Origin of the sequence: Candidatus Oscillochloris fontis (assembly GCF_004138135.1) — a bacterium.
GTDB classification, from domain to species: domain Bacteria; phylum Chloroflexota; class Chloroflexia; order Chloroflexales; family Chloroflexaceae; genus Oscillochloris; species Oscillochloris fontis.
In genome coordinates this window covers 72743-86861 of record NZ_RYFD01000007.1, presented here as the reverse complement: position 1 = coordinate 86861, position 14119 = coordinate 72743, and the positions used below count along the sequence as shown (strand labels likewise).

The 14119-nt window shown below is 59.3% G+C and carries 12 protein-coding genes; all 12 read left to right on the top strand.

The genetic code is table 11. The features are described from left to right. Positions 1–106: 106 nt before the first annotated feature. Complete coding sequence (locus tag EKD03_RS04915) at positions 107–1582, top strand: UDP-N-acetylmuramoyl-tripeptide--D-alanyl-D-alanine ligase (RefSeq protein ID WP_129628166.1); 1476 nt, start codon at positions 107–109, stop codon at positions 1580–1582. Then, positions 1583–2686 (top strand): phospho-N-acetylmuramoyl-pentapeptide-transferase, encoded by a 1104-nt coding sequence (gene mraY, locus EKD03_RS04910; protein ID WP_129628164.1) that lies wholly within the window; start codon positions 1583–1585, stop codon positions 2684–2686. A 130-nt stretch (positions 2687–2816) separates the two neighbouring features. Beyond that, positions 2817–4223 (top strand): UDP-N-acetylmuramoyl-L-alanine--D-glutamate ligase, encoded by a 1407-nt coding sequence (murD, locus tag EKD03_RS04905; protein ID WP_238613396.1) that lies wholly within the window; start codon positions 2817–2819, stop codon positions 4221–4223. 154 nt (positions 4224–4377) lie between these two features. Further along, entirely contained in the window at positions 4378–5100 is a 723-nt protein-coding gene (locus EKD03_RS04900; protein ID WP_129628162.1) for a rhomboid family intramembrane serine protease, read from the top strand. 141 nt (positions 5101–5241) lie between these two features. Further along, positions 5242–6510 carry a putative lipid II flippase FtsW gene (ftsW, locus tag EKD03_RS04895; RefSeq protein WP_129628160.1) on the top strand — a complete coding sequence of 423 codons (1269 nt, stop codon included), beginning with the start codon at positions 5242–5244 and terminating at the stop codon, positions 6508–6510. Continuing rightward, positions 6434–7603, top strand: coding sequence for a UDP-N-acetylglucosamine--N-acetylmuramyl-(pentapeptide) pyrophosphoryl-undecaprenol N-acetylglucosamine transferase (locus tag EKD03_RS04890; RefSeq protein WP_129628230.1), 1170 nt, complete (start codon positions 6434–6436; stop codon positions 7601–7603). Before ftsW ends, EKD03_RS04890 begins: the two co-directional genes overlap by 77 nt. Continuing rightward, positions 7600–8277, top strand: coding sequence for a hypothetical protein (locus tag EKD03_RS04885; protein ID WP_238613395.1), 678 nt, complete (start codon positions 7600–7602; stop codon positions 8275–8277). The genes EKD03_RS04890 and EKD03_RS04885 overlap by 4 nt, the downstream gene beginning before the upstream one ends. 6 nt (positions 8278–8283) lie before the next feature. Beyond that, positions 8284–9708, top strand: coding sequence for a UDP-N-acetylmuramate--L-alanine ligase (gene murC / locus EKD03_RS04880; protein WP_129628158.1), 1425 nt, complete (start codon positions 8284–8286; stop codon positions 9706–9708). Between the two features lie 10 nt (positions 9709–9718). Next, positions 9719–10618, top strand: coding sequence for a UDP-N-acetylmuramate dehydrogenase (murB, locus tag EKD03_RS04875; protein WP_129628156.1), 900 nt, complete (start codon positions 9719–9721; stop codon positions 10616–10618). Continuing rightward, on the top strand, positions 10615–11703 hold the full coding sequence (locus tag EKD03_RS04870; protein ID WP_129628154.1) for a D-alanine--D-alanine ligase family protein: 1089 nt from the start codon (positions 10615–10617) through the stop codon (positions 11701–11703). Before murB ends, EKD03_RS04870 begins: the two co-directional genes overlap by 4 nt. Positions 11704–11758: 55 nt before the next feature. Beyond that, entirely contained in the window at positions 11759–12625 is an 867-nt protein-coding gene (locus EKD03_RS04865; RefSeq protein WP_161569181.1) for a cell division protein FtsQ/DivIB, read from the top strand. 178 nt (positions 12626–12803) lie between these two features. Beyond that, a complete protein-coding gene (gene ftsA / locus EKD03_RS04860; RefSeq protein ID WP_129628150.1) occupies positions 12804–14054 on the top strand; it encodes a cell division protein FtsA in 1251 nt (416 codons plus the stop codon). Positions 14055–14119 lie beyond the last annotated feature (65 nt).

The window sequence follows — 14119 nt, the reverse complement described above, 5'->3', positions numbered from 1 at the left end:
TTCGCCCCTACGCCCGCCGGGTGGTGGGAAAGGAGATGCTATAATTGCCCTCGGCACTCTTGGGTAAGAGGCCAGCAACCCCAGCGCGGGATGTGAGGAGGGCGGAGTGATCGGATTAGGAAGCATCCTATACGGGGTACAGCCAGCATGGTCGCGTCAGATGCCCTATATTCCGCCCCAGTGGCAGGAATTGGTATTTGGTGAGACGGTAATCGACTCCCGCGAGGTTGAGCCGGGAACCCTCTTTGTGGCTTTGGCTGGTGAACGTACCGATGGACATATCTTTCTCCCCGATGTGATTGCACGCGGTGCGTTAGGCGCACTTGTCTCGCGCACCGAAATCGAGGCGCGTGCTACTATACTAGCTCGTACAGCACGCCGTTGGGCGCTGGTGGACCCGGTTACGGGGGCGGGCTTGGATGCAGCAACGCCGGGGGCGTGCCTTCTCATCGCCGTAGACGACCCGCTGATGGCACTTCAGCGTTTGTCGGCCTACCATCGGCGTCAGTTCACACCGACCGTTGTTGGTATCACCGGCAGTGTGGGGAAGACCTCAACCAAGGAAGCGGTGGCGGCCCTGCTGCGTCAGCGCTTCAGCACCTTAAAAAGTAAACGCAGTTTTAATAGCGAGGCCACCGTGCCCACAACACTGCTTCAACTTGCGCCCACCCATGAGGTGGCGGTGCTGGAGATGGGCATGTGGGCACCGGGTGAGATCCGCTTTTTGGCGGATCTTGCTCGGCCACAGATCGGTTTGGTCACCAATGTGGGGCCAACCCACTTGGAGCGGCTGAAGAGCCAGGAGGCGATCTGGTACGCGAAGGCCGAGTTGGTCGAGTGGCTGCCGCGTGATGGCTGGGCGGTACTGAATGCGGATGATCCGTTGGTGTTGGCGATGCGCGATATGACCAATGCGCGCGTTTTTACCTATGGGCTATCGCCGCAGGCGACGTTGTGGGCGGATCAAATCGAGAGTTACGGGCTAAACGGGATTGCGATGCGTGTCCATTATCAGGATCAACAGATCGCGTTGCGTTTGCCGCTGATCGGGCGGCACAGTGTCTATCTGGCGCTGGCGGCGTTGAGTGTGGGGTTGATCATGGAGATGGAGTGGCCCGCGATGCTTGCCGGGTTGTCTGATCCGGCGGCGCAGATGCGCTTACGAGTGGTGGCGGGGCAGAGTGGTACGCATCTGATAGATGATACCTACAATGCGGCTCCGATTTCAACCTTGGCGGCGCTCGATCTACTGGCCGACACCCAAGGCCGTCGGGTGGCGATCCTGGGGGATATGCTTGAACTCGGCAGTGCTGAAGAGGAGGGCCATCGCCAGGTGGGGCTTCGGGTGGCCGAAGTGGCCGACCTGCTGGTGACAGTGGGGCAGCGCGCTGGCTGGATCGCTGAGGCGGCCCGGCAGGCCGGGATGGCTGCGGAGCAGATTGTCGTCTGTATGACCAATGCTGAGGCGATTGCATCCGTCCGACCACGGCTTATGCCAGGTGACTACATTCTACTCAAGGCGTCACGCGGTATGGCTCTGGAGGAGATCGTCGTGGCCCTGCAACCCCAACAGGAGGCTTAGTTGGACGTTCTACGTGCGGTGCTGGTGCAGGATATGGCGCGAGCCCTGTTACTAGCCGCAGCAGCCTTTGTATTGACGCTCTTTGTGGGGGCGTGGTGGGTGCGCTTTGCGCGCCAGCATAAACTCGGCAAGCAGATTCGGCTCGATGGCCCGCAAAGCCACCTGACCAAAATGGGCACCCCGACCATGGGCGGGGTGATGATCGTGAGTACTGTGTTGGTGCTTACGATGTTCTTCAATCTGGTGGATCGTTGGTCTATGCTCTTGCCGCTGGCGGTGATGGTCAGTTTTGCCGTTTTGGGCGGCTTGGATGACTGGTTGACTCTTACGAAGTCGCAGTCGAAGACCTACGGCTTTACAGTGCGCTATAAATTCTTTTTGATGTTGGTGATTGCCTTTATCGCCAGTTTAGCGCTCTACTTGCCCAAACCCTTCGGGTTGGAACATGATGGCTTGGTGCAGATTCCATTTCTGGGCGAGCGCAACATTGGGGTCTGGTTCATTCCGATAGCCACGCTGATCATCGTCTTTATCTCGAACGCGGTGAATATCACCGATGGGCTGGACAGTCTGGCGGGCTGGAATCTGACCATGGCCTTCGGGGCGTATGGGGTGATGACCTTCCTGGCTGAACCGCGCCTGACCAATCTGATGGCGCTCTGCTTCACCTTGGTGGGGGCGTGTGCGGCCTTCCTCTGGTACAACGCGCATCCGGCGCAGGTCTTTATGGGTGATCTTGGTTCGTTGGCGCTGGGCGCGGTCTTGGCCGTAGTGGCGTTACAGTCACAGCAATGGTTATTATTGCCGGTAGTAGGGATTATCTTCATTGTGGAAGCCTTCTCGACATTGATTCAGACCGGCTACTTCAAATGGACGAAGCGGCGCTATGGCGAGGGGCGACGGATCTTCAAGATGGCTCCGTTACACCACCACTTTGAGCTACTGGGTTGGAGCCAAGTGCAGGTGACGCAACGCTTCGTACTGATTGGCACAGTGGCGGCGATGGTGGGGATTTCACTGGCGATCACCTTTGCCCGACCAAGCCCCGGCTCGGAGCGGGCGGGCAACCAGCCAACGGTGATGGTGGAGCAGGTGGGGGAGTAGGGGCGAAGCAGCGCCTACCATGGAGTATGGGGAATATGGGGAAGTAGGGGCGAAGCATCGCCTACCATGGAGCATGGGGAATACTGATTTGACTGGTGGGCGATGCTTCGCCCCTACTATGTGGAATACCATGATCAATCTCACTGGTCAATCGGTCTTAGTCATGGGGTTGGGGGTTCACGGCGGTGGGCTAGGGGTGGCCCGTTGGTTGCTGGCCCAAGGCGCACGGGTGACGGTGACGGACATGGCCACGCCGGAGGCTTTGGCGGTGCCCGTGGCGCATCTGAATGCGGCTGCGGCCCAATTAGGCACCGAGGTTCACTACACCTTGGGTGAACACCACGCTGAGGACTTCATCAACAGCGATATGGTGGTGGTTAACCCGGCGGTACGGCCCACCTCGCCGTGGCTCAAGCTATGCCAGGATCTAGGGGTGCCGATTGAGACCGAGATGACGCTCTTCTTTCGGGCCTGCCCTGGCCCGATTTTGGGAGTGACGGGCACCAAGGGCAAGACGACCACGTCACTGATGCTGGCGGCGATGCTGCGCGAAGCCTACCCGGACACGTTGGCAGCGGGGAATTTGCGGGTTTCGGCGTTGGAGGCGCTGCCCAACCTGACACCGGAGACGCCGGTGGTGTTGGAGTTGAGTAGTTTTCAGTTGGAACGGATCGGGGCGGTGGGCTTGAGTCCACGGTTTAGCCTGATCACCAACCTCTCCGGCGATCATATCAACTGGCACGGCTCATTTGGAGCCTACGCGCAGGCCAAGCGCCAGATCTTTGCGCATCAGCATAGCGATGGGGTGGTGGTCTTACCCGCTACTGATGTGGGGCCAGAGAGCCTGATCTGGCCATTGGCGGAGGGCTACGCGGGGCGGATGATCGTCTATGATGCGCACCCCGGCGCGCCCACCGAGGCGCATATTGATGCGGCGGGGAATCTGCGATTAGGCGCGCTCACCCTGGCTCACTGTGATGATATTCACCTTGCGGGGATGCACAACCGCTCGAATGCGCTGGCCGCAGCGGCATTAGCCTACAGCTTTGGCGTCTCGGCGGCGCAGATTGCGCGGGCGCTGTGTGGATTTATGGGGGTCGAACACCGCCTGGAACGGGTACGCGAGTTGGATGGGGTGATCTACGTGAACGACACCACCGCCACCAACCCCGCAGCGACTTTAGCGGCGCTAGAGGCGATCACCACGCCGATCATCCTGATTGCGGGCGGGGCCGACAAGGAGTTGGCGTTTGCCGACTTGGGCGCGGCGATTGCGCGCCGGGTGAAGGCGCTGGTATTGCTAGAGGGTAGCGCAACCCCCCGATTGCACGCGGCGATTGCGCACGCGGCACTGCTCAATCCGCACGACATACACGGCCCCTATGCCGACTTTCAGCAGGCGATTGCGGTGGCGCGTGGGCTGGCCGAGGTGGGTGATACTGTGCTCCTCTCGCCGGGGTGTGCGAGTTTTGGCATGTTTCGGAACGAATTCCACCGGGGGGAAGAGTTTCGGCGGATTGTTCAGGCGTTGGAATGAGCAGTGCCACAAAATATTGCGGCGCTCCCCATCCCGAATCTCAATTTTTCGTGGTGTTTGGCGGCGTAGCCGCCAAACACCACGAAAAAAGATCTTCGGGGGCGGCGAAGTCGCCCCCGAACCCCCACCAGCGATGGAGAGGAGACCCACCCACTTGACTGAACCCAACCCAACGCCCCCGCGCCTTCCACCCGCCCCGGCGGCCATGTCGCTACTCTGGGCTATCGGGATCATCTACCTCCTGACTGCCGTACTGAGTGGTGGTATGCAACCCAGTTTACAGATTCTGGTGTTTCTGGGAGCCAAGGTTAATGAACTGATCGCCGCTGGTGCCTATTGGCGGCTGCTGAGTGCTACCTTTCTCCATGGCAGCCTCATTCACATCTTCTTCAATGCCTACGCGCTCTATGCACTCGGCCCGGAGAGCGAGCGGATCTATGGAACTCGGCGCTTTTTGGCGCTCTACTTCCTGGCGGGGTTAGGGGGCAGCCTCGCCTCCTACCTGCTTTCACCCGCCATTTCAGTAGGGGCAAGTGGCTCGATCTTTGGGCTGATCGGCGGGCTAGGAATCTTCTACTACCTGAACCGGGGGGTGTTGGGCAACTTCGGCAAGGCGCAGGTGCAGAATATGGCCACGATTGCCATCATTAACCTCTTCATCGGCTTTTCGGCTCCGAGCATCATTGACAATTGGGGCCATTTGGGTGGCTTGTTGGGTGGCATTGTGGCCGGTTGGGCGCTTGCGCCGCGCTTTCAGGTTGATCCGGGCCTCTACCCGCCACTGATTCGGCGCACCTACCTCGCCCAGGGGTGGATGTGGGCGGTCGCACTGCTCTTGGTGATGTTGGTGTTGGTGGGGGTGCTGCCGCATGCGTAGATAGAGGAAATTCTTGGGGCTGCACCCCAAACCTTCATGTTTGTTGGTGTTTGGCGGCTGTGCCGCCAAACACCAACAAAAAAGATCTTCGGGGGCGGCACAGCCGCCCCCGAACCCCCACCGAGGTTAGGAGGCCGAACGATGATGACCGAACGCGCCAATAAGCCCGACTATGTCTTACTGGCAACGGTAGGGGTGTTAGTGGCTGTGGGCTTGGTGATGGTCTATAGTGCCAGTTTTGTCGAAGCCTTCACCTTGCAAGGCAACCAGTACTACTACCTGTTACGCCAAATGGTCGGGGCGGGGTTGGGGATGGTGGGATTGTTGGTGGTGCAGCGCATCCACTACAGCTTTTGGCGCAGATATTCGGTGCATCTAATGGCAATTGCGTTGGTGCTGCTCTTTCTGGTATTGATCCTGCCCGCCTCGATGACCGAAGTGAACAACTCGCGCTCGTGGATCAGATTTGGTCAGGGCGGGGTCTTCGGTTTGATCAGTATCCAGCCGACCGAGTTCACCAAATTGGCGATCATCGTCTACTTTGCTGATTGGCTTTCGCGGCGCAGTGACAAACTCGGCAACGTCACCTATGGTCTCATCCCATTTGCGGTGATGTTGGGGTTGGTGTGTGGTCTGGTGATGTTAGAGCCAGATCTGGGCACCACAGTGGTATTGGTCGTCATCGCCGGGGTGGTCTACTTTGCTGCCGGAGCGAACGTCTGGCACGTTATTGGGGCGGCGGGACTGGGTGGGATTGCCTTCTGGTTGTTGATCAATGTGGCGGGTTTTCGTAACTATCGGATTGAAGCCTTCAAAGATCCCTGGAAATACTACGATACATTTGGATTTCAACCGATTCATGCACTTTACGCACTCGGAAGTGGTGGTATCTTTGGTATGGGGCTTGGTCATGGGCGGCAGAAGTTTCAGTGGTTGCCACAAGCCTACACCGATACGATCTTTGCGATAGTGGGCGAGGAGTTGGGGCTATTCGGAACCTTAGCAGTATTGGGGGCATTTGGCCTGATTGCCTATCGTGGCTATAAGATCGCTGGGCGGGCACCTAGCCCCTTTGCGGCGTTGGTTGCGGTGGGGATCACCACCTGGATCTGTTTTCAGGCGTTGATCAATATTGCAGTGACGACATCGCTCATTCCGTTTACCGGCTTAACATTGCCCTTTCTTTCGTATGGGAGTAGTTCGTTGATGGCCTCCATGGTTGGTATTGGCATCCTGTTGAACATCTCGCGGCACATCACGTCGCGTCAGGTCGAGGAGACACCGAATGGCCCGATCATCCGTCGTCGTCCCAACTCCAACCTCCTCGACACTCTTGCTCTCTGGCGGAGGAACTGGCGGGCACGTCTATCCAGCGTTGGCGGTAGCCGCCGCGCTCGTCGCCGCTGGTGAAGAGCGCCCACTGCTCTATGTGGGGAGTGTGGGAGGTATGGAGGAGGGCATTGTGGCGCGTGAGAGTCGGCTCTCCTTTCGGGGGCTTCCAGCGGCGGCGCTGCGTGGGCGTGGGCCAGTGCAGATGCTACGGGGCGTGTCCACGATGGTGACGGGTAGTTTGGTGGCGCGGCGGCTCATCCGCGAGGTGCGACCGGCGGCAATTTTGGGGACGGGTGGGTATGTGTGTGTACCGCTCTTTGTGGCGGCGCGGTTGTTGGGTGTCCCGACGATGATCTATCTTCCCGATGTGGTACCAGGGTTGGCGGTACGTCTCTTGAGCCGGATTGCCACCCTGACGGCGGTGAATGTTGAGGACTCGCTGCCCCATCTTTATGGCCAGCCTACCATGCCACGTGGGCGGCGGGTGGTGGTGACGGGTTACCCGGTACGGGCGGAGCTCTTTGTACAGGATCGGGCGGCATGTCGGCGGGCGTTCGGGTTGGATGATCGGCTTCCGGTGGTGTTGGTGTATGGGGGCAGCCGTGGAGCGCGTAGCCTAAATCAGGCGATCAAGGAACTGTTACCCGTTCTGTTGGAACGCTGCCAGATCATCCACGTCTGTGGGCGCGAGGGCGATGCAGGTTGGTTGGAGCAGACGGCGGTCGGGTTGAGTCCTGAATTACGGGGGAGGTATCACTTGTACCCCTATTTGGAGGCGGGATCGGCGGAGGCTGGGGGGGGCACTCCGGCGATGACGAGCGCACTTGGAGCGGCAGATCTGGCGATCTGTCGTAGTGGAGCCTCGACCCTCGCCGAACTGCCAGCGGCAGGACTCCCGGCGGTGTTGGTGCCTTACCCCTATGTCCATCAGGACGAGAATGCCGATTATCTGGTGCGGCGCGGGGCAGCGGTGAAGGTGGCGGATGCCGCGATGCTCGGTGACGGGCACCCGCAGGCGGGGCCACTGGCCCAGGCGGTGGTGCGGTTGTTGGAAGATCCCGTTGCGCGCCAAGAGATGGCCACCCAAAGCCGTGCTTTGGCTCGTCCGCATGCCGCGAATGACCTAGCAACAGTGTTCCGTAGTCTGGCAACAAGGAGTGCTGGGAGATGAACGACGAATGGCTCACGTTGATACCTCTGGCCCAGACCACGCTTACCTTAGACATTAGTGGTACGACCATCCTGCTGATTCTGATGGCGCTCGGTGCCTATATTGGGCATATGCGTGGGGTGCGAGCCATCCTGACGGTGGCGTTGGGCACCATTGCCGCTTATCTGGTCTGTGTGCAGGGCGGGGATCTGATAGTGCAGGTGATCAACCGTTTTTGGCAGAATAGCCCTAAGCTGGTTGCCTTTGCGGCAGGCCAAGATCCAGGGGCGGTTGCGGCGTTTGATCCGCTGTTGACGACCGATCTGCAAGTGCCGCTCTTTTTCCGCTTTATCTTCTTCATCGCCTTAGTGGCGATCAGTTGGTTTTTCAACAAGCGCTCGAAGTGGTATGGTGGTAGTCCGGCCAAACACGAACCATTGGCTCCTGTCTTGGGTGTCTTTAGTGGAGCCTTGACGGCCCTCTTGTGGGCAAATGCGGCGGGGCTCTTCTATGATGAGTATGTGAGTATTATGGGGCCGCTGGGGTATCCGGTGGGGACGGTGCTTTCGTCGCTGCCCGATTTGAGCCAGTTTGTGCCTTCGCTGATTGTAGTCTTTATCTTGGTGTTGGTGTTGATCCTGGTCTTCTATATGCCACGTATTCTGACTGTTCCTGAGCCACCAAAGAAGAGTTAATCGCCTATGCACTACCACATTATCGGAATTGCAGGCGCGGGAATGAGCGCGATTGCGCATCTGCTTTTGGATCAGGGCCACACGGTGAGTGGTTCGGATTTGGGGTGTAACCGACTGACCGAGGGGTTAGTAGCGCGAGGAGCGCGGGTTGCGCTCGGCCATGATCCTGCGCATGTGGCGGGGGCTGAGGCGGTGCTGGCGACCGCCGCCGTGCGGCCCGATCATCCCGAACTGGTGGCGGCGCGTGGTTTGGGGTTGCCGATCCTCAAGCGTGATGACCTGTGGCGCGAGTGGTCGCAGCAGCGCCAGGTGGTGGCGGTGGCGGGCAGCCACGGTAAGACGACGACCAGTGCGATGGTGGCGGTGGCCCTCCGTGGGGCGGGGTTGAATCCGGGGTTCCTGATCGGTGCCGAGGTTCCCGATCTGGGTGGCAACGCCACCTGGGGTGATCCAGCGGCCCCACTGGTGATCGAGGCCGATGAGTATGATCGCGCCTTTTTGAGTCTCAGCCCGGCATTGGCGGTGATCACCAATGTGGAGTGGGATCACCCCGACATCTATCCGAGTGCCGAGGAGTATGAAGCGGCCTTCAGCGCATTTGGGCGTGGTGTGGGCGGCCCACGTCGGTTGGTGTTGGGGAGTGATGGCCCGCACCTGACGGGTTTGGGCGATCTGGAGCCGGTGCTGTATGGGATCGAAGAGCGGCTCGCCACCGATCCGATCTCGTGCCGCTTGGCTCCGTTCGACTGGACGGCGAGTGGGGTGACGGGTGTGCCGGGCGGGGGAGTGAGTTTTGACCTGTGGCGGTTTGATCGCCAGCGCATGGGGCAGCGGCGGATGGGGCTGTTAGAATTGGCGCTGCCGGGTGCTCACAACGTGCGTAACGCGCTGGCGGCACTGGCGGTGGCGGCACTCTTGGGGGTGGATTTGCGCGGTGCTGTGGCTGCCTTGAGCACGTTTCGGGGCAGTGCGCGGCGCTTTGAGGTCAAGGGCGAGGCGGGTGGCGTGGTGGTGATAGACGACTATGGCCACCATCCCAGTGAGGTGGGTGCCACCCTCGCGGCGGCGCGGATGCGCTACCCAGAGCGGCGCATCGTGGCCTACCTGCAACCGCACACCTTCAGCCGGACAGAGAGCTTGCTTGCGCAGTGGCCAGAGGCATGCCGCACCGCCGATCTGGTCTTGGTGGGGGATGTCTATGCGGCCCGCGAGACGGGGGACGCAGCGGGGGTTGCGCAGCGTTTGGCCGCACAGATAGCGGCGGCTGGGGTCGCAGCGTGTTACAGTGGGGATATCGCGGCGAGTAGTGCCGCGCTAATCGCATTGGTTCAAGCGGGTGATCTGGTGATCACTCTAGGAGCCGGTGATGGGGATCGGGTTGGGATGAACGTCTTGGCGCATGTGCAGCAGGTTGGTCGCGAGGCAGAGTAACGAACGAACTATGAATCATTCCAAGCCACCCATTTTATTACGTGAATACGAACCAATGGCGCGCCACACCTCATGGCGGATCGGCGGGTCAGTCCGCTACTATGGCGAGGTGAGCCGGCTTGAGGATGCGTTGGCTCTTGTGGCTTGGGCCAAAGCGCAGGATCTCGATCTGATCTGGATGGGCGGTGGCACCAACATCCTCATACAAGATGCAGGCTTTCCGGGCATCATTGTGCGCTATGTAGCGCAAGAGTGGCAGATCGAAGAGCAGGATGATGTAGGGGTGTTGCGGGTCGATTCGGGAGCCATCGTCGCTAGTCTGGCGCGGCGCATGGGCAACCTAGGTTGGGCGGGATTGGAGTGGGCAGAGGGCATTCCTGGTACGATAGGTGGGGCAATCTTTGGCAATGCAGGCTCGTATGGGAGCGACATCTCAGCCATTCTGCTAGGGGTGCGCGTACTGATTGGGGATCAGGTAGAAGAGTGGCCTGCGAGCCGGATGGAGTTTGGCTACCGGCGTAGTGTACTGAAAGATGGTGCGCACATGATCGCGGGGCCACCGCCGTTGATTGTGGGGGCCAGCCTGCGGATGCGGCGCGGTGATCCCAAGGTGCTGGCTTCAACCATGGCGCGGATTGCAGCCGAGCGCAAAAACAACGCTCCCTTTGGCCGCACGTGTGGTAGTGTCTTCAAGAACCCGATAGGCTATAGTGCGGGCCAGTTGATAGATCGGGCAGGCTTGAAGGGAACGCGCTTGGGTGATGCCGAGATCAGTCAGCGCCATGCCAACTACATCATCAACCTAGGCGGGGCCACAAGTAGTGATGTGTTAGGTCTGATCGAGATCGCCCGCGAGGCGGTGCGCAACAAATTTGGGATCGAACTAGAACTTGAAGTGAGGGTGATATGAGCATCACGGTAGCCGTCCTCTTTGGTGGGCAGAGCGGAGAGCATGAGGTCTCGCTGGTTTCGGCGCAGGCGGTACTTGCCGCGCTCGACCCGACGCGCTACCGGGTGGTGCCGGTGGGAATCAGCAAGGATGGGCGCTGGCTGGCGGGGCCGGGAGCGATGGCGACGTTAGTGGCGGCGGCAGATCCGACCCGGCTCCCGGCGGGGGCGCACTACCCACAGGAAGATCTCGAATCTGACGAGGTTGAGGTGGCGCACACCGGCGGCGCGGGGCAGTTGAGCGTAGCGCGGCTCCTGCCGCCGGGGGTGGAGGTCGTCTTTCCGGTATTGCACGGCCCGCAGGGCGAAGATGGCACCGTGCAAGGCTTATTGGAGTTGGCGGGGGTGCCCTACGTTGGCTGTGGGGTGGCGGCAAGCGCGGTGGGGATGGACAAAGCACTGATGAAGGCCGCGTTCGCAGCGGCGGGGCTACCGCTCTTACCCTGGTTGCTGGTGCGGCGCCACGAGTGGCAGCAGAATCCCGAAGCGACCTACGATCAGATTGAGGCCGCGCTCACCTACCCGGTGTTTGTGAAACCGGCCAATATGGGCAGCAGTGTTGGTGTCAGCAAAGCCAAAGATCGGGCCGGGTTAGCGGCGGCATTGGCCGAAGCCGCCCGTTATGATCGGCGGATCGTGGTGGAGCAGGGGATCGCCGCTCGTGAGATCGAGATCAGTGTTTTAGGGAATGATGAGCCAGAAGTGAGTGTTCCGGGAGAAGTCGTTCCATCTGGCGAGTGGTATGATTATCATGCAAAATATATTGGTGGACAGTCAATGATTCACATCCCCGCCCCGATTGATGCGGAAGTGACCGAGCAGGTGCGTACTTTTGCACTACGGGCCTTTCAGGCGCTTGACGGTGCGGGTTTAGCGCGGGTTGATTTTCTCTTCGACAAAGAGAACGGACAACTCTGGCTCAACGAAGTCAACACCATGCCCGGTTTTACTCCTATCAGCATGTATGCGAAGATGTGGGCAGCGAGTGGGTTGGATTATGCAACCCTGCTTGATCGGCTGATTGGTCTGGCGTTGGAACGGAAGTAGGGGCGAAGTATCGCCCTCTATGGTTTCTGGGGAATACAAACTGGTATGGAGGGCGATGCTTTGCCCCTACTGGTGCCCACTTGGTAGCCACGAAGATATGGAATATAACTCACCCAATACACGTCAGCGGATCGCAGCACGACGGATGGCTCGTCAGGGTCGTTTGGCGGGGCCAGGCGGCTCACAGGTGCGCCCCAACGTATGGCGGGCGCTGCTGAGTGGCATGCGCAATGGTCGGGTAGTCAGTTTGCTGATCTTTCTGGGTTGTATAGGGGCGTTAGCATATCTACTTAGTAGCCCACGTTTAAGTGTGTTACAGGTTGAGGTGATCGGGAACAACGCGCTACATATCGAGGATGTGGTTGCTGAGTCGGGGTTGTTGGGGCGACGGATCTGGTTTGTCAGCCAGAGTGAGAGCGAGGCGCGTTTACGCGCCAATCCATACGTTGAGTCGGTACAGGTAGAGATCGGCTTACCCAATCTTGCGCGCATCCATGTGGTGGAGCGGCGACCTGAGGTTCGCTGGCAGGCGGGGGGGGTGGAGTATTTGGTAGATGGACGCGGGCAAGTGTTAGCGGTTGCGCAAGAGGACGCGACAGATGACGTTCTTGTGGTTATTGATAGAAGTACACCCGATTTGAAGCCGGGCGATCAGATTGATACTGATGCGCTCAGCCTGACCCGCGCCTTAGCATTGCGCCTACCTGCCGAACTTGGGTTTACACCAGCGCAGATCGGTTGGGATTTTGGCGTAGGGGTCTATGTGCGTTCGGAAATTGGGCAGACGATTATCTTTGGACAGAACCGCAACTTGGATCGCAAATTGGCTATTTTGGCCACGCTCTTAAAGGATCAGACCGCATTCACCTATCTGGATCTGCGATCAGGCAACCCGTTCTACCAGAACAGCCCGCAGAATTAGCATACGCGCAGGATCTTGCCGTATGAGCTTTCAAGAAGCTTGAAGCTTGCCGGAAGCTAGGGATGCAGGAACATTTCTCAGCGGTATCAGGACGAGAGTAGGATTGGGAGCACTGTATAGGCATGTGGAGGCAGAGACCTGCGACCTGCCACCTGCCGCCTTACTGGAAGAGAAGCCAATGCAGCGTACTATTGTCGGTATTGATGTCGGGACGACCAAAGTCTGTACGATTGTCGCCCAGGTCTCCGACGCGGGTAGTATGAACATTCTCGGAGTTGGCCTAACGCCCAGCAAAGGGCTCGATAAGGGCGTGGTGGTCAATATTGATGATGCAGTGAATGCGATTGCGACCAGTATTGAGAAGGCCGAGCGACTGAGTGGCTACCGCATTGGCACCGCGTTTGTGGGGGTTGCCGGGCGGCATATTGCCTCGCTCAACAGCCGAGGGGTTGTGGCGGTACAGCGTCCCGACCACGAGATCACCCGCAATGATGTAGCGCGGGCGGTTGAGTCGGCGCAGGCGGTGGCGATTCCTACCCAGCGCGAGATCATTCATGTCATTCCGCGTGCCTACGTGGTTGATGGGCACGAGGGCATCCGCGATCCGATAGGGATGAGTGGATTTCGGCTTGAGGTCGAGACACACATTGTCACCGGCGAGGTGATGGCCATCCAGAACCTGATCAAGAGCGTGCAGAAAGCCGGAGTCGAGATTGATGATCTGGTGTTGCAACCCTTAGCTTCGGGTGAAGCGGTACTAACCGCTGAGGATAAGGATCGTGGGGTGATGCTAGTGGATATGGGTGGCGGCACCACCGACATGGCGATCTTTGTTCAGGGTGGGGTCTGGCACACCAGCGTTCTACCAGTGGGGGGCACCCACTTTACGAATGATATTGTGTATGTGCTGCATACACCGCATAATACGGCTGAATACCTCAAACTCAAGTATGGTTCAGCGATAGCGGGCGAACCACCCGCACCTGATGACACCTCAGACCTGATTGATGCCGAGACCCTGACGGTGGGGGAGAAGCAGCAGATTAGTCGGCACCTGCTCAACGAGATCATTCAAGCGCGGGCCGAGCAGGTGGTAGAGTTAATCTATAATGAAATCAAGCGCAGCGGCTACGAAGGGATGTTACCGGCGGGGATCGTACTTACCGGCGGGGCAGCCCAACTAAGCGGCTTTGACGAATTGGTGCGCGAGATGCTAGGGATGCCAGTGCGGATCGGTATACCGAGTGACCTCACGGGGTTAGCCGATTCGCTCGACAGTCCATCCTATGCTACGGGAGTAGGGTTGTTGCGCTGGGGAGCGCGCCATGGCCTCTCGATGCTAGGCCCGACTCACCGCTCGGAAGAGCGTCAAGGTTGGGGGAATGTCTATGAACGGTTCAAGGGCTGGATGCGGGAGTTCTTACCCTGACCTTGACTGACGGCGGGCGACCAACGGTCGCGGGTACGTCGTATGTCGTTCGTCGTTTATCGTTT